The organism is Enterococcus hirae ATCC 9790 (assembly GCF_000271405.2).
Taxonomy (GTDB): domain Bacteria; phylum Bacillota; class Bacilli; order Lactobacillales; family Enterococcaceae; genus Enterococcus_B; species Enterococcus_B hirae.
This window is the reverse complement of record NC_018081.1, coordinates 185,961-205,043: the sequence shown is the minus strand read 5'-3', so window position 1 is coordinate 205,043 and position 19,083 is coordinate 185,961. Positions and strand designations below refer to the sequence as shown.

20 protein-coding genes and 1 pseudogene are annotated in these 19,083 nt (G+C 37.1%); 11 read left to right on the top strand and 10 right to left on the bottom strand.

Going from position 1 to position 19,083, the window contains the following annotated elements; translation table 11 throughout:
- Window positions 1–146: 146 nt before the first annotated feature.
- Both EHR_RS01070 and EHR_RS01065 read left to right on the top strand, forming a co-directional pair.
- The gene (locus tag EHR_RS01070) at window positions 147–1,658 is read left to right on the top strand and encodes a flavocytochrome c (RefSeq protein WP_010738297.1); all 1,512 of its coding nucleotides are present in this window, start codon (window positions 147–149) and stop codon (window positions 1,656–1,658) included.
- 201 nt (window positions 1,659–1,859) lie between these two features.
- Window positions 1,860–2,354, top strand: coding sequence for an isoprenylcysteine carboxyl methyltransferase family protein (locus EHR_RS01065; protein ID WP_014834227.1), 495 nt, complete (start codon window positions 1,860–1,862; stop codon window positions 2,352–2,354).
- Window positions 2,355–2,494: 140 nt separating this feature from the next.
- On the opposite strand, the gene EHR_RS01060 is transcribed toward EHR_RS01065, so the two are convergent.
- From EHR_RS01060 to EHR_RS01030, 6 genes are all read right to left on the bottom strand, one after another.
- Window positions 2,495–3,478, bottom strand: coding sequence for an NAD(P)H-quinone oxidoreductase (locus EHR_RS01060; protein ID WP_010738295.1), 984 nt, complete (start codon window positions 3,476–3,478; stop codon window positions 2,495–2,497).
- A 3-nt stretch (window positions 3,479–3,481) separates the two neighbouring features.
- Window positions 3,482–4,129 (bottom strand): SDR family oxidoreductase, encoded by a 648-nt coding sequence (locus EHR_RS01055; protein ID WP_010719849.1) that lies wholly within the window; start codon window positions 4,127–4,129, stop codon window positions 3,482–3,484.
- 520 nt (window positions 4,130–4,649) lie between these two features.
- The gene (locus EHR_RS01045; protein ID WP_014834225.1) at window positions 4,650–5,282 is read right to left on the bottom strand and encodes an ECF transporter S component; all 633 of its coding nucleotides are present in this window, start codon (window positions 5,280–5,282) and stop codon (window positions 4,650–4,652) included.
- 16 nt (window positions 5,283–5,298) lie between these two features.
- Window positions 5,299–5,850 (bottom strand): phosphopantothenoylcysteine decarboxylase, encoded by a 552-nt coding sequence (gene coaC, locus EHR_RS01040; protein WP_010719847.1) that lies wholly within the window; start codon window positions 5,848–5,850, stop codon window positions 5,299–5,301.
- Between the two features lie 85 nt (window positions 5,851–5,935).
- Window positions 5,936–6,682 carry a phosphopantothenate--cysteine ligase gene (locus EHR_RS01035; RefSeq protein WP_010738293.1) on the bottom strand — a complete coding sequence of 249 codons (747 nt, stop codon included), beginning with the start codon at window positions 6,680–6,682 and terminating at the stop codon, window positions 5,936–5,938.
- A complete protein-coding gene (locus tag EHR_RS01030; protein WP_010738292.1) occupies window positions 6,679–7,668 on the bottom strand; it encodes an acrylyl-CoA reductase family protein in 990 nt (329 codons plus the stop codon). Before EHR_RS01030 ends, EHR_RS01035 begins: the two co-directional genes overlap by 4 nt.
- 240 nt (window positions 7,669–7,908) lie before the next feature.
- On the opposite strand from EHR_RS01030, the gene EHR_RS01025 reads away from it, so the two are divergent.
- From EHR_RS01025 to EHR_RS00995, 7 genes are all read left to right on the top strand, one after another.
- Window positions 7,909–8,451 carry a helix-turn-helix domain-containing protein gene (locus EHR_RS01025; RefSeq protein ID WP_010738291.1) on the top strand — a complete coding sequence of 181 codons (543 nt, stop codon included), beginning with the start codon at window positions 7,909–7,911 and terminating at the stop codon, window positions 8,449–8,451.
- Between the two features lie 17 nt (window positions 8,452–8,468).
- On the top strand, window positions 8,469–9,554 hold the full coding sequence (locus tag EHR_RS01020) for an ABC transporter ATP-binding protein (RefSeq protein ID WP_010719843.1): 1,086 nt from the start codon (window positions 8,469–8,471) through the stop codon (window positions 9,552–9,554).
- A 13-nt stretch (window positions 9,555–9,567) separates the two neighbouring features.
- Window positions 9,568–10,374, top strand: a complete 807-nt coding sequence (locus EHR_RS01015) for an ABC transporter permease (RefSeq protein ID WP_010719842.1) — start codon at window positions 9,568–9,570, stop codon at window positions 10,372–10,374.
- Window positions 10,374–11,201 (top strand): ABC transporter permease, encoded by an 828-nt coding sequence (locus tag EHR_RS01010; protein ID WP_010719841.1) that lies wholly within the window; start codon window positions 10,374–10,376, stop codon window positions 11,199–11,201. Before EHR_RS01015 ends, EHR_RS01010 begins: the two co-directional genes overlap by 1 nt.
- Window positions 11,198–12,277, top strand: coding sequence for an ABC transporter substrate-binding protein (locus tag EHR_RS01005; RefSeq protein ID WP_010719840.1), 1,080 nt, complete (start codon window positions 11,198–11,200; stop codon window positions 12,275–12,277). Before EHR_RS01010 ends, EHR_RS01005 begins: the two co-directional genes overlap by 4 nt.
- Window positions 12,278–12,688: 411 nt before the next feature.
- Complete coding sequence (locus EHR_RS01000) at window positions 12,689–13,039, top strand: type II toxin-antitoxin system RelE family toxin (protein WP_010738289.1); 351 nt, start codon at window positions 12,689–12,691, stop codon at window positions 13,037–13,039.
- Window positions 13,036–13,311, top strand: a complete 276-nt coding sequence (locus tag EHR_RS00995) for a hypothetical protein (RefSeq protein WP_010738288.1) — start codon at window positions 13,036–13,038, stop codon at window positions 13,309–13,311. The genes EHR_RS01000 and EHR_RS00995 overlap by 4 nt, the downstream gene beginning before the upstream one ends.
- 78 nt (window positions 13,312–13,389) lie before the next feature.
- Here EHR_RS00995 and EHR_RS00990 read toward each other — a convergent pair whose 3' ends face one another.
- The 3 genes from EHR_RS00990 to EHR_RS14340 form a co-directional block, all read right to left on the bottom strand.
- Entirely contained in the window at window positions 13,390–13,647 is a 258-nt protein-coding gene (locus tag EHR_RS00990) for a hypothetical protein (RefSeq protein ID WP_010738287.1), read from the bottom strand.
- 444 nt (window positions 13,648–14,091) lie between these two features.
- The gene (locus tag EHR_RS13630) at window positions 14,092–14,196 is read right to left on the bottom strand and encodes a putative holin-like toxin (protein ID WP_014834224.1); all 105 of its coding nucleotides are present in this window, start codon (window positions 14,194–14,196) and stop codon (window positions 14,092–14,094) included.
- Window positions 14,197–14,495: 299 nt separating this feature from the next.
- A complete protein-coding gene (locus EHR_RS14340; protein WP_014834224.1) occupies window positions 14,496–14,600 on the bottom strand; it encodes a putative holin-like toxin in 105 nt (34 codons plus the stop codon).
- A 369-nt stretch (window positions 14,601–14,969) separates the two neighbouring features.
- On the opposite strand from EHR_RS14340, the gene EHR_RS00985 reads away from it, so the two are divergent.
- The gene (locus EHR_RS00985) at window positions 14,970–15,602 is read left to right on the top strand and encodes a MarR family winged helix-turn-helix transcriptional regulator (RefSeq protein WP_010738286.1); all 633 of its coding nucleotides are present in this window, start codon (window positions 14,970–14,972) and stop codon (window positions 15,600–15,602) included.
- The gene (locus EHR_RS00980; protein ID WP_010738285.1) at window positions 15,602–17,398 is read left to right on the top strand and encodes an ABC transporter ATP-binding protein; all 1,797 of its coding nucleotides are present in this window, start codon (window positions 15,602–15,604) and stop codon (window positions 17,396–17,398) included. The genes EHR_RS00985 and EHR_RS00980 overlap by 1 nt, the downstream gene beginning before the upstream one ends.
- 373 nt (window positions 17,399–17,771) lie before the next feature.
- Here EHR_RS00980 and EHR_RS00975 read toward each other — a convergent pair.
- Window positions 17,772–19,083, bottom strand: a pseudogene (locus tag EHR_RS00975) (sensor histidine kinase).

Here is a 19,083-nt window from a genome sequence, read left to right as displayed (position 1 = left end):
ACAGCCAACAAAAAATAGCAAAAATAGTTATCTAGAGATGCTAGATGAAAAAGTCATTGTTTATTGATAAAAAGAATAAAAAATAGTTGGAATTGTGAATTTTTTTCACTTAAAATAAAGGAGTACTAAAATTTAGGAGGAAAAGAATGAAAAAAGTGCTAAAAAGTTTGGTGGTTATTACATCAGTTTTAACAATGGGAGCTTGTAGTGCAGATTCAAAAGAAAAAACGACGACAAGCACGAAATCATCTGAAAAAACAGAGGTATCTTCAGGTGCATCGGAACAAACGTATACCAACCCAGCTGAAATGAAAGACTCTTATGATATTATCATTGTTGGTGCAGGTGGAGCAGGGATGACAGCTGCGATTGAAGCAAAAGATGCTGGATTGAACCCAGTCATCTTTGAAAAAATGCCAGTAGCAGGTGGGAATACCTTAAAATCTTCAAGTGGAATGAATGCATCAGCCACTAAATTCCAACAAGCTGACGGAATCAATGACTCCAATGAAGCGTTCTACGAAGAAACATTAAAAGGCGGAGGTGGCACCAATGATCAAGAATTACTACACTACTTCGTTGATCATTCAGCCGCTGCGATTGATTGGTTGGATCAAAATGGAATCAAATTGGATAATTTAACAATTACTGGGGGAATGAGTGAAAAAAGAACCCACCGACCTTCAGATGGCTCAGCTATCGGTGGTTACTTAGTTGACGGATTGTTAAAAAATGTACATGAACGTAAAATTCCTATTTTTGTTAATACAGATGTAACTGATATCAAAGAAAATAGTGGTAAAGTCAATGAGGTGACTGTACAAGTCCAAGGCGAAGAGCCAAAGGAAATCAAAGGGAACGCAATTGTAGTGACAACTGGCGGGTATGGTGCCAATCAAGAAGTGATTGAAAAATACCGTCTTGATTTAGCAGGCTATGTCACTACTAACCAAGTAGGCTCAACCGGTGATGGAATCACGATGATTGAAAAACTAGGTGGTCAAACGGTCGACATGGATAAAATCCAGATACATCCAACAGTCCAACAAGATGAAGGCGTCTTGATTGGTGAAGCTGTTCGAGGTGAGGGAGCTATTTTAGTCAACCAAGAAGGACAACGATTTGTGAATGAATTAGATACAAGAGACAAAGTTTCCGCAGCTATTACAGCTTTACCGGAAAAATCTGCTTATTTGATTTTTGATCAAGGAGTAAGAGATCGAGCAAAAGCAATTGATTTCTATGAGCAAAAGGGTTACGTGACTTCAGGAGATGATCTGGCAGAATTAGCTGAAAAAGTAAATGTGCCTGCAGACAATTTGGCTCAAACACTTGAATTTTGGAATAAAGCAGTCGATACTCAAAAGGATGACGCTTTTAATCGGACGACAGCGGTGGATAATGGGCTGACAGAACCTAAATACTATGCGATCAAAATTGCCCCAGGTATCCACTACACAATGGGTGGCGTGAAAATCAATACGAAGACAGAAGTGTTGAATAAAGAAAATCAACCGATTACTGGGTTGTATGCTGCTGGTGAAGTAACTGGGGGGCTACACGGGAACAATCGGATTGGTGGTAATTCGGTTGCTGAAATTATTATCTTTGGACGACAAGCTGGACAACAGGCAGCAAAATTCGTCAGTGAAAATTAAGAACGTAAATATAAAGTAAATGGACGGTCAATTAGGAGAAAACTAGCATGTCAAAAGTTAGTTTTCTCCTATACTTTTATCAAACTGTGAAGAACATGCGATCATGGTTCTACTCCTTTACTTTGAATAAATGATTATTTGATAGAAAATAAGTGACTTTTGCAGGTCGTTCCAGATGATAATAAATAAAAATAGAAACGAATGAGTCAACAATTATATTCTTTCTTTTTGATAATCGCATTCGTACGATTGTATGTATTAAAAATTTCAAGTAAGCATGCGAACCAATTATTACATGAAGGAGCGATTGAGTATGGAAAAACAACTACAAAATGGTTAGCTATCTTACATACGCTGTTTTATTTTTCTGCTTTCTTTGAGGGAAGCATTCAAAAAACACAAATTAATTGGGTCAGCTGGATTGGATTTTGTCTCATCCTATTTTCGTTTATCATGCTCTTTTGGGTCATGAAATTATTAGGAAAATATTGGTCAGTGAAATTGATCTTTGAACCAGATCATCAATTGATTGAACATTGGTTGTTCCAACGGGTCAAGCACCCCAATTATTTTTTAAATATTTTACCTGAATTGATTGGAGTCGTGCTTCTTTTTCACGCTTATGTGACACTCATTATTTTTATTCTTCCTTATAGTCTCTGTCTCTATCTACGAATAAAAAGGAAAATCAATTAGTTGCATCTATTAAACAGAAAGAAATAAAGCAGTCATAATAAACTAGCTAAATAAAAAAAGCCGTAGAATCCAAAAATAGTTGCTCCTATTTTTGAAATTCTACGGCTTTTTTTTGATTGCTATTTGCATTTAAAAGTTGGTTATTCTGTTATCGTCAAAATAATCTTTCCGATATTCTTATTCGCTTCCATATATTCATGAGCTTCTTGGACTTGCGCCAATGTAAAGGTACGATCAATAATTGGTTTGACTCGTTGGTCAGCTAGATAAGGTCCAACTACTTGCATAAATTCTTGAGTCAATTGAGCTTTGTACTGATCACTTCGAGGAGTCAACAAAGTGCCGATCAATTGGATTCGTTTGGTGATCAAGGTAGCTAAATCAATCTCTGGTACAATTGTTCCACCTAACATTCCGATCAATACCCAACGTCCATCAATAGCAATAGAAGCTAAATTTTTCTCCCAATAAGAAGCTCCGATGAAATCTAAGATCACGTCAACACCTTTTCCATTGGTAATTCTTGCTACTTCGGTTGAAAAATCCTGTGTTTTGTAATTGATCTGTTCATCTGCACCAAGTTTTTGACAAAAAGCTAGTTTTTCTGATGAACCAGCAGTGACGATGACGGTTGCCTTAGTAAGTTGTTTTGCTAGTTGGATGGCTGCCGTTCCCACACCGCTCGCTCCAGCGTGGATCAAAACAGTTTCACCTTCTTGTAAATTTCCTAGCCAATAGAGTGTTTGGTAAGCTGTTAGAAAAACTTCTGCAATACCAGCCGCTGCAACATTATCCAATGTATCGGGCAGTAGAATTGCACGGTCAGCTGGCATCACTGCGTACTCGGCATAACCGCCTAAATTGACTAACCCACATACCCTTGTACCTGGTACAAAATCTGGGTTATCACTTCGGTTTTCAACCACTTCTCCAGCTACTTCTACGCCAAGAATTGGGTAAGGAGTCTGTTGATTCGTTGTTTCTCGACGCATGATGTCCGTTCGATTGATTGCCGCTGTGTGGACTTTTATGAGTAATTGTCCTTTTTCCGCTATTGGTTTTGGTGCATCGATCTCTTGTAGTACTTCGGCAGAACCGGGATGTTTGATCGTGATGGCTCGCATTTCTTATTCCTCCTCGACTATTTGCTGCAACGCAGTTGAAATTTCCTGCGTTCCTTCAGATAGTACTAGCGTTGTTTTAGTTATAGTTGGTTGTTCCACTAAAGCTGTCAAAACAGCAGCTACTGTTTGACGAGAGACGGTTTTAGCAGTGGCTTCGGTTGGTTTTGCCAGTTGGACTGTAGTAACTTCTTCATTTGTCAATGACACTGGCTGGATGATTACATAATCTAAAGTTGTTTGTTGTTTCAGCCACTCATCAGCATAATGTTTCGTAATGTAGTAATCAATCATAGAATCTGGCCATTTGCTGCGATCCTCGGCAAAAACAGCACTAATCATAAAGTAGCGAGAAACATGTGCTGATTCGGCCGCTATCATTGTCTTGATCGCACCGTCTAAGTCGATCTGCAATAAGTTTTTCCCTTGCGAACCCGCAACAAAAATAACGAGATCACAACCTTTAAAAGCATCTGCCATTTCTTCAATTGTCCAAGTAAGATCGAAAGAAACATAAGTGACATTATCTTTTTTTACTAAAGATTGAGTTGCAACCTCACGTACACCTGCTGTCACTTGATGTCTAGTAGTTGCAAGGTCTTTGATTAAATGCCGACCAATTTGGCCATTAGCACCTACAACAAAAATTTTCATTTTAATCATCCTTTCTTATAATAATCACTATCAATCATAACACTAAACAAAAAAAATGTGAGAAGAAGGTCGTGAACAGAGCGTTCTGACCTGAGCACTCACCAAGTAGAAACTGCGACGAGTAATCGCAGGAGCAATAAGGAGGAAAATCTCGAAACAGCTTTTCATGTTTTGAGATTTTTCGACTTATTGCCGAAGGGTCAGCTCTGAAAACGCCGTGGATAAGGTTGTGAACAGCATTGAGGACTTAGAAGACAATAAGAAAGAATTTTTTAAAATAGCTTCACATATTTTGAAAAATTCAGGCTTATTGCCGAAGATCAGCTCTGAGAACGCCGTGGATAGGATAATAAACAGCATGGGGAACTTAGATGGGACAAATTCAGGCTTGCTCCAAGGAGTAGAAGCTTTCATACTGTTGATGATTTTTAAGTAAAAAACATCCATCTACCAATTTCAACAAAAATTGGGATGGATGTTTTGATTCAAAGAAGATCATGTTCGCTATCAGCTAATTGTCTTATTTAGGTTGGGGTGTCGCATGCATCAAACGAAGCAAGACACTACCAACAGCGACTGTAGCAATTCCAGCGATGATTCCTTCTGGAACACCACTCGTAAAGATAACAGCTAAAATAGCAGTATATAACGCATGGATACTTTTTCCGACCACTTGAGCATAATCTTGTTGGAATAAGAAATAGATCATATTCATCACTAGGATCGTATTCACGAAAGAACCAGCTAAGCCTGCTAAAAACAAAGAAACTCCTTGGAATTTATTTTTACTTAACTTTAGTATTCCTTTATAGACAAAATAGGGAACAACACCAATCAATATCCGTGGAATAAAAGCAATCAACAATGCTTTCAAACTTCCATGATCTGTACCAATCACTGGAATGAATGGAGAGAAGACGAATGACAAAGGTGTTTGAATGACCGTACTACGGATCATACTAATCAAGCCGAATGTTCCTCCTAGAAAGCCACCTAAACGTGGGCCTAAAACGATTGATGCAATGATCACTGGGATGTGCATGGTCGTAGCGTTGATTGGACCAATAGGAATAAACCCAAGCGGTGTGACCGCTAATAAAATCATGATTGCTAAAAACATAGCAGTCAAAGCAAAAGTACGTGTGTTTTTCATAATGACTCCTTTTATATTAAGCGTTTCTTTCATTAATCAATTGTACCGTTTGATCAATGATTATTTGGGTATCAGCTAAAGCACCTTTGCCAAAATCACCACAAGCCAACAACGACTCTCTTGGCTCGATTTCTTGATAGCCGATTGATTTTAACGTATTTAAATTCCTTTGATTGAGCGGATGTTGATACATATTTGTATTCATTGCAGGAGCAATCAACTTCGGAGTATCTGCAGGGAGTGCCATTGCAACTGTTGAGAGCAGATCATCTGCTAATCCATTTGCTAATTTACCGATAATATTAGCCGTAGCAGGAGCAATCAAGAACAAGTCTGCTTGTTTTGCCAGTTCGATGTGATTAATCACTGAAGGTTCTTTTTCTTGCATGACATCGGTATGGACGGCACGTTTTGATAAAGATTGTAACGTAAGTGGCGTGATGAAGTGAGTGCTGCTTTCTGTCATGATCACGTCTACTTGGTAGCCAAGTTTCACGAGTTGATTGGTAATATCCGCACTTTTATAAGCAGAGATACTGCCAGTAACCCCCAATAGAATTTTTTTCATAATTGTTTACTCCTTTCATTCCCTGCTAAAATCAAGCTTAACTTTTGTGTTTTAAGAAATAAATCAGAGAATTCTTTTCAGCGTTTCATTGGTTAAAGGAAACTGGTTCTATTATAACCGATGCTAATAATTTAGCAATTTCTTCCTTGGACTGAGCTTCTTTGATTGTTCCGTCTGCCCCTAATAGATAGCCGTGATGGTTTGTTCCGTCGATTTGTGTCAGATCATTCGCAAGGATGTAGTCTACCTGATTCTTCATGATGCTTTTTTTGGCGACTGCTAAAAGTTCTGTTTTTGAAACATCGACTAATAACTTAAAGCCGATGATGGTTGCTTCTGGTTGCCATTTTCTTAGATAGCTGATGATCTTAGGCGTTTTTTTCAAGGCAATTAACAAGTGTTCTGTGTCAGAAGAGATTTTTTCAGCTTTATTAGGATTTATTTCATGGTCTCGGAACCATGAAGAAAGGTGTTCTGGCGTTAGCGGTGTTTGGTCAATGCTCTGTGCCAATTGTTCTTCAGATAGGCTAAAAGCAGGAGTGAAATCGCTCACTGCCATACTATGGATGATGGCATCATAAGAGTCACTTGTCAGTAATCTTTCCAAAGTTTCAAATAAATCTTGAGTGGACTCGATTAGATGAAAGCGAATATTGTCCTGTGACGTTGGCTTGACAGCACTGTTTGTCGTGACATAGTCGATCGTTACTGTTGAATCAGCTACCAATGTTTCAGCAATCTTTTTACCTAACTGCCCAGTCGAATGATTTGTGATTGAACGGACTTGATCAATTTTTTCGCTTGTGCCACCAGCCGTAATCAATATCTTCATTTCATTTCACCTACATTAACTAGTGTTCTTCCCTGATGTTGCCCAGCTAACAATCCTTGAATCACTTTGGGCAATTCCTCCAAGGCGATTTCTTTAACGAAAAGATCATCAGCAATAGCAAGATCAGCTAATTGTTGCCATAAGGAGAAACGTTTTTCATGCGGAACATTGACTGAATCGATACCGATCAACTGGATATTGCGCAAAATAAACGGTAATACAGTAGTGGTCAATTTGATTCCTCCAGCATTTCCACATAATGTCGCAGCACCATCATAGGCGATCAAAGGAAGGAGTTGGGTCAATAAGTCCCCACCAACCGTATCAATGACATAATCGATTTGTTGCTTTCCTAAAGGTTTTGTCTTTTCAGGAAGAAATTCATTTGGGGATAGGACTTCATTCGCTCCTAATTTTTTCAGCCATTCCACCGATTCTTTTTTGCGTGAAAGAGCGATGATCGAAGTAAAACCCAATTTTTTTAAAATTGCCACAGCGGTACTGCCTACTCCGCCAGATGCTCCGGTTACAACAATACGGTCACTCGTCTTCATCCCTTTTGTTATGAGGGCGTTCACACATAAAAGTGCAGTAAAGCCAGCAGTTCCTAATACCATTGCCTGACGAAGTGACAAGGTTTTCGGAAGTGGGATCAACCAATCACCAGAAACTTTCTGGTACTGGCTATAGCCTCCAGGTTGAGTGACGCCCAAGCCATAACCAGTTAGGAGAACAGAATCATCTGTTTTGAAACGTTCATCTCGACTTTCGACAACGGTTCCTGAAAGATCAATCCCAGGTGTCATAGGATAAGAGCGGATGACCCCACCAGATTCACTACTAGCTAGTGCATCTTTATAGTTAACATCAGAATAAGCAACTTTGACCAACACTTCGTTCGCTGATAAAAGAGGCATTTCCTGGTCAATGATCGAAGTATGAAAATGCGGAACATTATTTACTTGAAACGCTTTAAATTTATTCATGTAAAAACAGAACTCCTCTCAAAATTTTTCTTTTATCATACCATAAATCAATCTATTTTATGGTGATTCGCTGATGATTAGTGACTAAAAAAAGTGAAACTTATTCTTTCAAATAAAAAAGATGTTTTTCTTGAAATTTAAAATAAAAAGGGTTGTGTTTTTGATCAAAATTTGTATACTAGTACGAGTGAGAGTAAACTTGATGTTTACTATTAGAAAACTTCATGGAGGAGGAATGAGATGGAAATAGGTGAGAAGTTAAGAAATTTACGTATCCAGAAAAATTTGACACAAGAAGAATTAGGTGAACGTACGGATTTATCAAAAGGCTATATCTCTAAATTAGAACGTGACTTGAGTTCGCCATCCATGGAAACATTTTTTTCGATTCTTGAAGTATTAGGTGTTTCCCCTGAAGAATTTTTCCATCAAGAAACAGTGAATCTACAAGTTGTTTATTCTAAAGAAGATCATACCGTTTATTTAGATGAAGAAAATGGTTATCAACTTGAATGGTTGGTCTCTGATTCGAATGAAAAAGAAATGGAACCTGTTTTACTGACATTCAATGAAGCAGGAGAGTATAAATTATTTGAACCTTCTTTATCAGAAACGTTTATTTTTGTGTTAGAGGGGGAATTAGAGTTAAGCTTAGGTGAAGAGCGATATATTGCCAAAGCAGGTCAATCGATCTATTACCAAGCAACAAAGCACCACCAATTGAAGAATCATCAATCAAAACGTACGAGGGCATTGATTGTCGCTACTGAATCGTACTTGTAATTTTAGGGGGTTAAAAAGTGGGAAAACCAATTATTTCATTTGATCAGGTGGTCAAACGCTATGATGATGAAACGATTTTGAAAAAAGTGAGTTTTGAGATCGAACAAGGGAAATTTTATACCTTATTAGGTCCTTCGGGTTGTGGAAAAACAACGATTTTACGAATTATTGCTGGTTTCACAGATGCTACTGAAGGCGAAATGTATTTTGAGGGAAAACGATTAAATGATGTGCCAGCTAATAAACGGCAAGTAAATACGGTTTTCCAAGATTACGCCTTATTTCCTCATATGAATGTATTCGACAATGTCGCTTTTGGATTGAAAATCAAAAAAATGAATAAAGTCGATATTGAGAAAAAAGTCAAAGATGCACTTCGCATGGTGCAACTTCCTGGGTACGAAAATCGAGAAATTAGCGAAATGTCTGGTGGACAAAGACAACGTGTGGCTATCGCGCGGGCTATCGTTAATGAACCTAAAGTATTATTGTTAGATGAACCTCTGTCTGCGCTGGATCTGAAGCTGCGAACGGATATGCAGTATGAATTAAGAGAGCTGCAACAACGTTTGGGAATTACATTTATTTTTGTGACACATGACCAAGAAGAAGCTTTAGCAATGAGCGATGAAATCTTTGTGATGAATAAGGGGAAAATCGTGCAGAGTGGAACACCTGTCGATATCTACGATGAACCGATCAATCATTTTGTGGCTGATTTTGTGGGTGAAAGCAATATCGTTGATGGTGTGATGATCGACGATAATCTTGTAGAGTTTGTTGGCAAACGATTTGAATGTGTTGATGGTGGAATGCGTCCCAATGAACCAGTTGAAGTCGTCTTGCGCCCTGAAGATTTAACGATTACTACCCCTGATAAGGGAAAACTGGTTGTGACTGTTGATACGCAACTGTTTCGTGGGGTCCACTATGAAATTGTCTGTTACGATGAGCAACAAAATGAATGGACGGTTCATTCAACGAAAAAAGCAAAAGAGGGTAGCAAAGTTGGTCTAGCCTTTGATCCAGAAGATATCCATGTCATGCGTTTTAATGAATCAGAAGAAGAATTTGATGCACGACTTGATAGTTATGAAGAGTAAGGAGGAATAGTCAATGAAAGCAATGCGTAGAATCTACTCTGTTCCTTATGTACTCTGGCTTGGTCTATTCGTGATCGCACCAGTTTTGATGATCATTTACCAATCTTTTTTTGATATGAATGGACACTTTACTTTAAATAATTATGCTACTTTTTTGACGTCTAGAACGAATCTTTTCATGGCGTTAAATTCTGTTTGGTATGCCTTTTTGATCACCTTTTTTACATTAATCATCAGCTATCCGACTGCTTATTTTTTAACTAAATTAAAACATAAACAGTTGTGGTTGATGCTGATCATCTTACCAACATGGGTGAATTTATTACTAAAAGCTTATGCGTTTATTGGTATTTTTAGTATCCATGGAAGTGTGAATCAATTTTTTGAATTTTTAGGGATTGCTCCAAGACAAATTTTGTTTACCGATTTTAGTTTTTTATTTGTGGCAACTTATATCGAGATTCCATTTATGATTATGCCGATATTCAATGCATTGGAAGAAATGAATCCGTCATTGATCAGTGCTAGCCGTGATCTAGGAGCTAATAATTTTGAAACATTTCGCCGAGTAGTATTCCCATTGTCATTGAATGGTGTAAAAAGTGGGATTCAAGCAGTGTTTATTCCTTCACTGTCATTGTTCATGTTGACACGACTGATTGGTGGAAATCGTGTGATCACTTTAGGAACAGCAATTGAACAACATTTTCTCGTGACTCAAAATTGGGGGATGGGTTCGACGATCGGAGTTATTTTGATTATTGCAATGTTTATAGTGATGTTGCTGACGGGTGAGAAGAAGAAGGGAGGCCGCGCATGATGAAAAAATTTAAGTGGTCTTACCTTTACCTCTTTATTGTTTTTCTACTATTATATTTGCCTATCTTTTATTTGATTTTCTACTCCTTTAATGACGGTGGTACCATGAACAACTTTACCGGTTTTACTTGGGACCATTATCAGGCAGTTTTTGAAGATACACGATTGATCATTATTGTATTGAACACTTTTATGTTAGCCTTTTTATCGGCACTGATCGCAACGATTATCGGAACGTTTGGGGCAATGGGGATTTACTATACTAAAAAACGTCAAGCAAGAACGACATTACTAAGTATGAATAATATTTTATTAGTTTCACCAGATGTAATTATTGGTGCCAGTTTCTTGATTTTCTTTACTTTTTTAGGCTTTGGATTAGGTTTCCAAAGTGTTTTGCTTTCTCATATTGCCTTTAGTATCCCAATCGTTGTATTGATGGTATTACCTAAATTACAAGAAATGAATGATTCGATGGTTGATGCCGCTAGAGATCTAGGTGCAAATAATTTTCAAGTCGTAAAAAATATTATTTTACCATTCTTATCTCCGGGCATCATTGCAGGCTACTTTATGGCATTTACTTATTCATTAGACGATTTTGCGGTGACCTTTTTCGTGACAGGTAATGGATTCACTACGTTGTCAGTAGAAATCTATTCTCGTGCTCGTCAAGGAATCAGTTTAGAAATCAATGCGTTAAGTGCATTAGTGTTCCTATTTTCGATGGTTTTAGTGATCGGTTATTATTTCATTAGTAAAGAAAATCGTTCAAAAAAACTGAGAAAAAATCGCCGAGGACGTGAGGAGGTCGCACGCTTACGATGAAAAAATTACAATCACTGTTTGTGGGTATCGTTGTGATCATCTTGATCTTGCTCTTTGGTGTACGGCAATTAGAACAAGCAAGTGGAATGAGTGGAGCAAAAATCGTTACGATCTATAATTGGGGCGATTACGTTGATCCTAGCTTGATCACAAAATTTGAAAAAGAATATGGGTATAAGGTCAATTATGAAACGTTTGATTCCAATGAAGCCATGTTTACTAAGATCCAACAAGGTGGCACAAATTATGATATAGCCATTCCTAGTGAATACATGATCCAAAAGATGATCAAAGAAAAATTAGTGCTTCCTTTAGACCATTCCAAGATCAAAGGATTAGCGAACATTGATGAGCGCTTTTTGGATTTAGACTTTGATCCCCAAAATACCTATTCGATTCCATACTTTTGGGGAACCTTGGGGATCGTATATAATGATAAAGTTTTCAATAAAGAGGAAATCCAGCACTGGAATGATCTTTGGAAACCGAAATTAAGAGATAGTTTGATGTTGATCGATGGTGCCAGAGAAGTGATGGGGCTATCGTTGAACAGTTTGGGCTATTCGTTGAACAGCAAAGAGATGGATCAATTGAATGCAGCTGCAGATAAACTGAACAAACTAACCCCTAATGTCAAAGCGATCGTAGCTGATGAAATCAAAATGTATATGATCAATGAAGAAGCATCCGTCGCAGTAACTTTTTCTGGAGAAGCAGCAGATATGATGTCTGAAAATGAACATCTTCATTATGTGATCCCTTCAGAAGGTTCGAATTTATGGTTTGATAATATTGTGATGCCGAAAACAGCCAAGAACAAAGAAGGTGCGTATGATTTCATCAACTTTATGTTGAAACCAGAAAATGCTGCCCAAAATGCTGAATACATTGGCTACTCAACACCTAACAAAAAAGCGAAAGCTCTTTTACCAAAAGAAATTTCCCAAGATGAACAATTCTATCCCTCTGATGAAACCATCTCTCATCTAGAAGTTTATGAAGACCTTGGACCTAAGTTTTTAGGAATCTATAACGACTTGTTCTTAGAGTTCAAGATGTATCGGAAAAGCTGGTAAAACTTAGTGAAATTGGGAGAAAATCAATCTTAAAATAGCCTATTTCACGTACTTTCTGATACTCAGTTTTCCAATTTTCTACCAAAAGCGTCTTTTTAGGCGCTTTTTTGTGTTATTTTATCTTTTCTACCAGCGATTTTCTACCAGAGAAAATAGACGAAATAGTGATGCAACAAGTATGATATGTTTTTGATAGGCATTGGTTGGATTAGTCTAAAGCCTGTAAGGTAACTTACAAATAAAAGCCTATTTTTCAGTCGCCTTTTGGTGGCTATTTTTTATAGTTGATATAATGAATATGAATAGAAATAGGTTGTTTTATCAACTATAATTATATTGTGATGTATGAGACATTCTATTGTATTTGTATTCTATCCTTTACATAAATCATCTAACAAAGAAGGTATAGTTATGTACTCTGTAGAGTTCAGCAAGGAATTTTCCGATGTATTTTCTGAGAATCAATCAAAAAAATACCAAGAAATAATCGTATATAAAGTGAATGAGTATTTGACACATAATTTTTATCGCATCAAACCTGTCCATTCATCTGCAAAATACTCTATTTATGAAATGAAAATCCATTTAGGAAAGGAAGATTTTCGAATTGCTTTTAGAATAGATGGCAAAAAGGTGCAAGTTTTTTATATTAGTCGAACGTTGAAAAAATTTTTATTTGATAAGGAAGTAAATAAGTTGGTTAATCGATTCAACAAAAATCAATGGCTAGTCGATGAAGAAAGTAGAAGTGCCGTAAAATGAACATGATTTATAAAAAGCAATTAAAACAATATTTGAAAAAAACATTTAAGTCAAAGAACTGTTTCGCTTTAAAAATTCTTACATTCAAAAAAGATCGCTATGTATTTATCTGTTATAACCAAGATCAATACACGATAGTTGAAGATGGATTCGAAAAGAATAGGTACCAGTTTGACTCTTCAGATGAAGCAATGAAAAAAGTAATGAAAATAGCAGATATTGAATTTAAAAATAGCTATAGACTTTATATACAAACTAAACTTAAACAATGACTCTCATTTGTTTTATCTTCTTGAAAGGAATGCTTTATTATAAATAAAAAACGACTCAAAATGAGTCGTATAAATCAATTATTGTAATAAATCATTAATTTCTTTAAATTCTTTATCAAGTTCTTTTTCATCATATTTCTCATATTTACCAGCTTCATGAAGAATTTTTTTAATTTCATGAATCGCTTTTCGTTCAACTAACCATTTTTTTAGGTTATGTTTTTTTTCTGGATTTTCAGATAACGTATCAAGTTCGTCTAATTCTTTATCCAGTTTATTAACCGTAGCAATAATTTTGTCTAAAGTTTTTTCTTCTTTATGTTCTAAATTTGACATTTATCTTCACGTCCTTTTTATTTGATAATTCAAGTATAAAATGTCAATATATTTTTTTCAAATAAAACTCTTTAGATATGTTTTATTGCATAAGTAAGTAGAACTAGTTCCCTCTATCACACTATACGATAAATCAATTTAGTTAAAAATATCCTCTTTGACTATCGTACTACTGTGATCAGTTAGGGTTTGCTAGTAAGCTATTTACTCAAAAATGCCTTGATATCAGAATTTTTGGTGTTTATATGAATTGATAGAAGTCAATTTTAATCTTTAATCAAGATGCTAGAAATTAACATTGAACAGAAGAATAGAGTCATGCTATAATAATCGTGCAAAAAGGAACTGCGTCAACAGTTCCCTTTTGACAGCACCGCTAAAGACGGTGGCAATTAAACTAAATATTTCAAAAAGAAATAGCCAGTCTTCTCGCTAAAGTGACGGCTATTTCTTTTTGTCATGTTTAAGCATAGATACAACCAAGCCAATCAAAGAAATGGTAAACATACCAAACCCAAGAATGGTTTGAATTGTCTCATATGCGGACAAAAAGGCATCTCCTTTCTCTAAAGTGTGGGATTATGTGCATAAGCACCACCTCGCTTTCAGAATGGAAAGCCACCGTTGTTAAACTTTATTGTCACAAAGGATCGGAGCCTATAGACTTAGTGATCATTGCTTTAAAAAAATAACCGTTCTTTTGTTTTTTATTGAATAGAGGTATGCTATAATAAATATGAAAAAAGGAACTGCGTCAACAGTTCCCTTTTGACAGCACCGCTAAAGACGGTGGCAATTAAACTAAATATTTCAAAAAGAAATAGCCAGTCTTCTCGCTAAAGTGACGGCTATTTCTTTTTGTCATGTTTAAGCATAGATACAACCAAGCCAATCAAAGAAATGGTAAACATACCAAACCCAAGAATGGTTTGAATTGTCTCATATGCGGACAAAAAGGCATCTCCTTTCTCTAAAGTGTGGGATTATGTGCATAAGCACCACCTCGCTTTCAGAATGGAAAGCCACCGTCATTAAACTTTACTGTCATAAAGGATTATAGCATATAGACTTAGTTATTTTCTTGAAAATCCAAAAAGAACTGAGTCTATTTTTTTGTTTGAAAATAAAAAAATAGAAGGGATAATGCGTATTGAAAAAAACAAACCAACTCACTTATCAAGTGTTAGTCAATTTTAGATTTTTTTGGCTAACTATTTTTTTAACTATTTAATTAGTTTAGTTATTGACAAACAAAATAAATAGTTTATCATTTATTTTGTTGATATCGATATAAACTAAGTAAGTATTTTGGAGGTCATCTTATGAATAATCATGAAATCTTAGAAAATCTGTTAGAGATTGCGCATCAACCGTTTTTGATTTTTGCCTATCAAGTGGAAGAAAAGACAGACAATGCTTTTGAAACATTAAAAATTTTAGTGGCTGAGGACGATGTGACGGCAGGACGATTAGCTGAAGTGCTAGATATTAAACCGTCTAGTGTGACACAAATCATCAAAAAATTAGAAGAGGCTGGGACGGTCATGCGGGAAAAATCAGCAACGGATTCCCGAGTGACTTTGGTCAAGATTACTGATAAAGGTCGAGAAAGTCTGCAAGAGCGTGGTTCAATCAGTACAACGTTAAAAGATTTCTTATTTAAAGGTTTTGCAGAAGAAGAGTTAGCACAATTGAATACCTACCTTGAACGAATGAATGAAAATATCAATCGTCCTGAATTTCAAGAAAAATTAGCTGAAGTTTTCGGCGATGATCAACGCTGGGAACGATTCAATAAGATGAGTGCGCATTTTGGCAGAGCACGTGAACAGATGATGGATCGCAGTGGATTCGGTGGTTTTGGTCGAGGTGGCTTTGATCGAGATGCCTTCGATGGACGATTTGATAGACATTACGGTGGCTTTGAAGGATGGAAGAAAGGACGTAGAAAATAATGGCACAAGGTGGAGGCGGAAGACCCGTTAGTATCTCGATGAAACAAACGAACACAAGATTTTCTTTGAAAGAATTTCTTGGTTTAATCAAACAAACAAAACCGCGCTATCCTTTACTGGCGATCGGCATGATCTTATTAGCAGGTTCATCAGCTGTACAAGTTTATGTTCCTAAATTGGCGGCTAATTTAGTTAATCATTTTCAAGAGGGGATCGATTATGCTTTATTAGGAAGAGTCGTGGGGATGTTCGTTTTTTCAGCTGTAATTTCAGCGATTGGTGGGACGGTTCTAGGAATTTTTGGCGAAAACGTCATTCAAAATATGCGAAAACGTTTATGGAATAAATTAACGATACTGAAAGTCACCTATTTTGATTCGGTGAAGGCGGGTGAGATGTCCAGCCGAGTAACGAATGATACGACCCAGGTAAAACAACTGTTGGCTGTGACGTTTCCACAAACGATTGCGAGCATCATTACCGTAATCGGGACTGTTTATATGATGATCCGAATGGACTGGCATATGTCGCTAGCCATGGTTATTGCTGTTCCCGTCGTTATCCTATTGATGATTCCTGTGATGACCTTTGGTTCAAAGATCAGTCATATCCGTCAAGATGCTATGAGTCATTTCAATGGAATCGCAACAGAAACGTTGTCTGAAATTCGTTTAGTAAAAACGTCGAATGCCGAACAACAAGCACAAGAACGGGCAGCAAATGAAGCCGATCGTTTGTTTCGCGTTGGTAAAAAAGAAGCAGTCTTTGATGCTGCAATGCAACCAATCATGATGATGGTTTTTATGAGTATGGTCTTTGGTTTGCTAGCTTATGGAATGCATCGTATTGCGATTGGTGCGATGACGATCGGGGTATTGATGAGTTTTCTCATGTATCTCTTCAATCTGATCGGCGCGATGCCAACGATTGCCACGTTGTTTTCTGAAATGGCAAAAGCTGCTGGTTCGACACGCCGTGTACAAGAATTATTGAATGAAGTACCTGAAGACTTTGAATCTGGTGAAGAAGTGGATTTATCGAACAAAACATTGTGTGTTTCTAACGTGGACTTTGCTTATAGTGATGCACCTGAGGAACCGATTTTAACGAATGTGTCTTTTGAAGCTAAACCTAACGAGATCATTGCTTTTGCGGGTCCTTCTGGTGGAGGGAAATCGACTACATTCAGTTTATTAGAACGTTTTTATGAGCCAACAGCAGGTACGATCAAATTTGGCACAACGGAGATCCAAAAGATCAAGTTGTCCAATTATCGTAGTCAAATTGGCTATGTTTCCCAAGATTCTGCTATTATGGCAGGAACGATCCGTTATAATTTAACTTATGGATTAGCGGATACTTACACAGATGAGCAGCTTTGGGAAGTGTTAGAATTAGCCTATGCACGTCAATTTGTGGAAGAGATGCCCAATGGTTTAGATACAGAAGTGGGCGAGCGTGGTACGAAAATTTCTGGAGGCCAACGGCAACGACTGGCAATCGCTCGAGCGTTCTTAAGAGATCCAAAGGTCTTGATGTTGGATGAAGCAACAGCAAGTCTTGATTCTGAATCAGAAGCAAAAGTCCAACAAGCCTTGGCAAATCTGATGAAAGGTCGGACAACATTAGTGATCGCACATCGTCTATCAACGATCGTGGATGCTGATAAAATCTACTTTATCGAAAAAGGAAAAGTAACCGGTTCAGGAAAACACGCTGAGCTTGTTGAAAAACACAAAACCTATGCCAAATACGTAGACGAACAATTTAAAGTTGATACATTGCAAATTGCCTAAGTGTTAAAAAGCTGAATCCTTTTATCTTACTGAAAGAATGCGAAGAATCTAAGAGAAAGAAGAAATACTTTTTTCTGTTCTTTTTATTTGGTTAAACAATTTTCCGCGAAATAGATAATCAGGTTTAGAATGTTTAGGATATGTTTGATAAACTGAGTATCAGACATCTTGAATCCTCCTATGAATTGGTTCGTTAAACTAATTCTAAAGGATTTCAAGGTGTCTTTTTTTCACCGTTTATTCGTTTTTAGAGATACTAGAAGAGACTGAGACAAGTTTTGGCTCAGTCACACAAAGTATAGAAACAAAAGAGAAGGAATTACATACAGGTATAAAAATCTATCATCTGGTCACAATTTAGTCGTTTTGTCATCTATTTCATTGGCAATTGTATTTGAAAAACGACTCCTCTAGGTTCCCAGTCCCTTACGGACAGTTTGCCTTTATGCTGAGTGATGATTTGTTTGGCAATTGCGAGACCAAGACCATATCCACCAGTTTCTTTAGAACGAGAGCGGTCTTCGCGGTAGAAGCGTTCAAAAATTCGTCTTTTGTCTTCATCGCTGATAGATGGCCCGTTGTTTTTGACTTCAATCAGCCAATTATCGTTGGAGATTTCAGATTGCAGGACAATTTTTTCTTTAGCTTCTGTGTATTTTAGCGCATTGTCCAGCAGAATAACTAGAACTTGGTGGATACGTTTTTCGTCGACTATCACTGGTTGATCGGCAAAGTTTTCCAAGACAAAATATTGATCGTTTATTTCTGCGATTTCCTGGAAGGGCTGGGCTAATTGACGAATAAAGTCTTTGGGATTATTCTTTCTGCAGAAGCAACTGATTGGAATCACTGCGTGCCAAGGTTAGCAGGTCTTCAGTCAGGCTTTTCATTCGCCGTGTTTCATTCAGGGCTTGGGCAATTGGTTCAGACTCTTCCAAGATGGTGTGATTGGGTCGGGTGAACAATTGCTGCAGGCTGTTTTGAATGATTGCTAGTGGCGTGCGTAATTCGTGAGAGGCATTTTCAACAAATTCCTGTTGTTTGCGCCATGAGAGCATGATGGGTTGCATATTCATTTTTGAAATGTAAAAGCTTATTCCAATCGAAATCAGCCAAAAAACGACCATACAGATAATCAGTGTTGTCTTGAAGGTTTTCATGGAGTCTGCGATTTGATTGGTATTGGCTAAAAATTGAATATAGGCGATGTCTCCTCCTTTATCTGCTTTGATTGTATACGAATGAAAGGAAAGTTTTTGGCTAGAATAGCCTGCATTTTTTAAACTTAATGCTTGAACAGAATCGAGATTTTTCTTATCTAAGGTTAAATTTTCCAGTTCAGTGAACCGTCCACCAATCGTGTCTTTGTTGAGAATCGCTCCTTCTTTTGACCATAAAATGATCTGAGTATTGAACTGATTATTGCCTTCTGGTCCATTCTCTCTCAGCTGATCGCCCGGCATTTGTGCCAGAAAGGGATTGCTTTGTTGGTACCGGTTGATTTCCATCTGAATAAGATGTTCATTCTCCGCCATTTGAGTTAGTGACAGGTCTGTCTGGCGGTAGGCCGAGCTTTGCAGCAGCTGTAGAGTTATAAATCCTAATAATAGGAAGATACCTGCAAAAGCGGCTACATTTAAGAAGAAAAATTTTAATCGTTGTTTTCTTGATATTTCGGTATTCAT

Bases quoted from the DNA above. Each gene is read 5' to 3' on its own strand.
- EHR_RS00980 (WP_010738285.1), top strand. From the start codon at position 15,602: ATGGCACAAGGTGGAGGCGGAAGACCCGTTAGTATCTCGATGAAACAA.
- EHR_RS00995 (WP_010738288.1), top strand. From the start codon at position 13,036: ATGAACATGATTTATAAAAAGCAATTAAAACAATATTTGAAAAAAACA.
- EHR_RS01000 (WP_010738289.1), top strand. From the start codon at position 12,689: ATGTACTCTGTAGAGTTCAGCAAGGAATTTTCCGATGTATTTTCTGAG.
- EHR_RS01005 (WP_010719840.1), top strand. From the start codon at position 11,198: ATGAAAAAATTACAATCACTGTTTGTGGGTATCGTTGTGATCATCTTG.
- EHR_RS00985 (WP_010738286.1), top strand. From the start codon at position 14,970: ATGAATAATCATGAAATCTTAGAAAATCTGTTAGAGATTGCGCATCAA.
- EHR_RS01055 (WP_010719849.1), bottom strand. From the start codon at position 4,129: ATGAAAATTTTTGTTGTAGGTGCTAATGGCCAAATTGGTCGGCATTTA.
- EHR_RS01010 (WP_010719841.1), top strand. From the start codon at position 10,374: ATGAAAAAATTTAAGTGGTCTTACCTTTACCTCTTTATTGTTTTTCTA.
- EHR_RS01030 (WP_010738292.1), bottom strand. From the start codon at position 7,668: ATGAATAAATTTAAAGCGTTTCAAGTAAATAATGTTCCGCATTTTCAT.
- EHR_RS01065 (WP_014834227.1), top strand. From the start codon at position 1,860: ATGAGTCAACAATTATATTCTTTCTTTTTGATAATCGCATTCGTACGA.
- EHR_RS01060 (WP_010738295.1), bottom strand. From the start codon at position 3,478: ATGCGAGCCATCACGATCAAACATCCCGGTTCTGCCGAAGTACTACAA.
- coaC (WP_010719847.1), bottom strand. From the start codon at position 5,850: ATGAAAAAAATTCTATTGGGGGTTACTGGCAGTATCTCTGCTTATAAA.
- EHR_RS01045 (WP_014834225.1), bottom strand. From the start codon at position 5,282: ATGAAAAACACACGTACTTTTGCTTTGACTGCTATGTTTTTAGCAATC.
- EHR_RS01015 (WP_010719842.1), top strand. From the start codon at position 9,568: ATGAAAGCAATGCGTAGAATCTACTCTGTTCCTTATGTACTCTGGCTT.
- EHR_RS01070 (WP_010738297.1), top strand. From the start codon at position 147: ATGAAAAAAGTGCTAAAAAGTTTGGTGGTTATTACATCAGTTTTAACA.
- EHR_RS01025 (WP_010738291.1), top strand. From the start codon at position 7,909: ATGGAAATAGGTGAGAAGTTAAGAAATTTACGTATCCAGAAAAATTTG.
- EHR_RS00990 (WP_010738287.1), bottom strand. From the start codon at position 13,647: ATGTCAAATTTAGAACATAAAGAAGAAAAAACTTTAGACAAAATTATT.
- EHR_RS01035 (WP_010738293.1), bottom strand. From the start codon at position 6,682: ATGAAGATATTGATTACGGCTGGTGGCACAAGCGAAAAAATTGATCAA.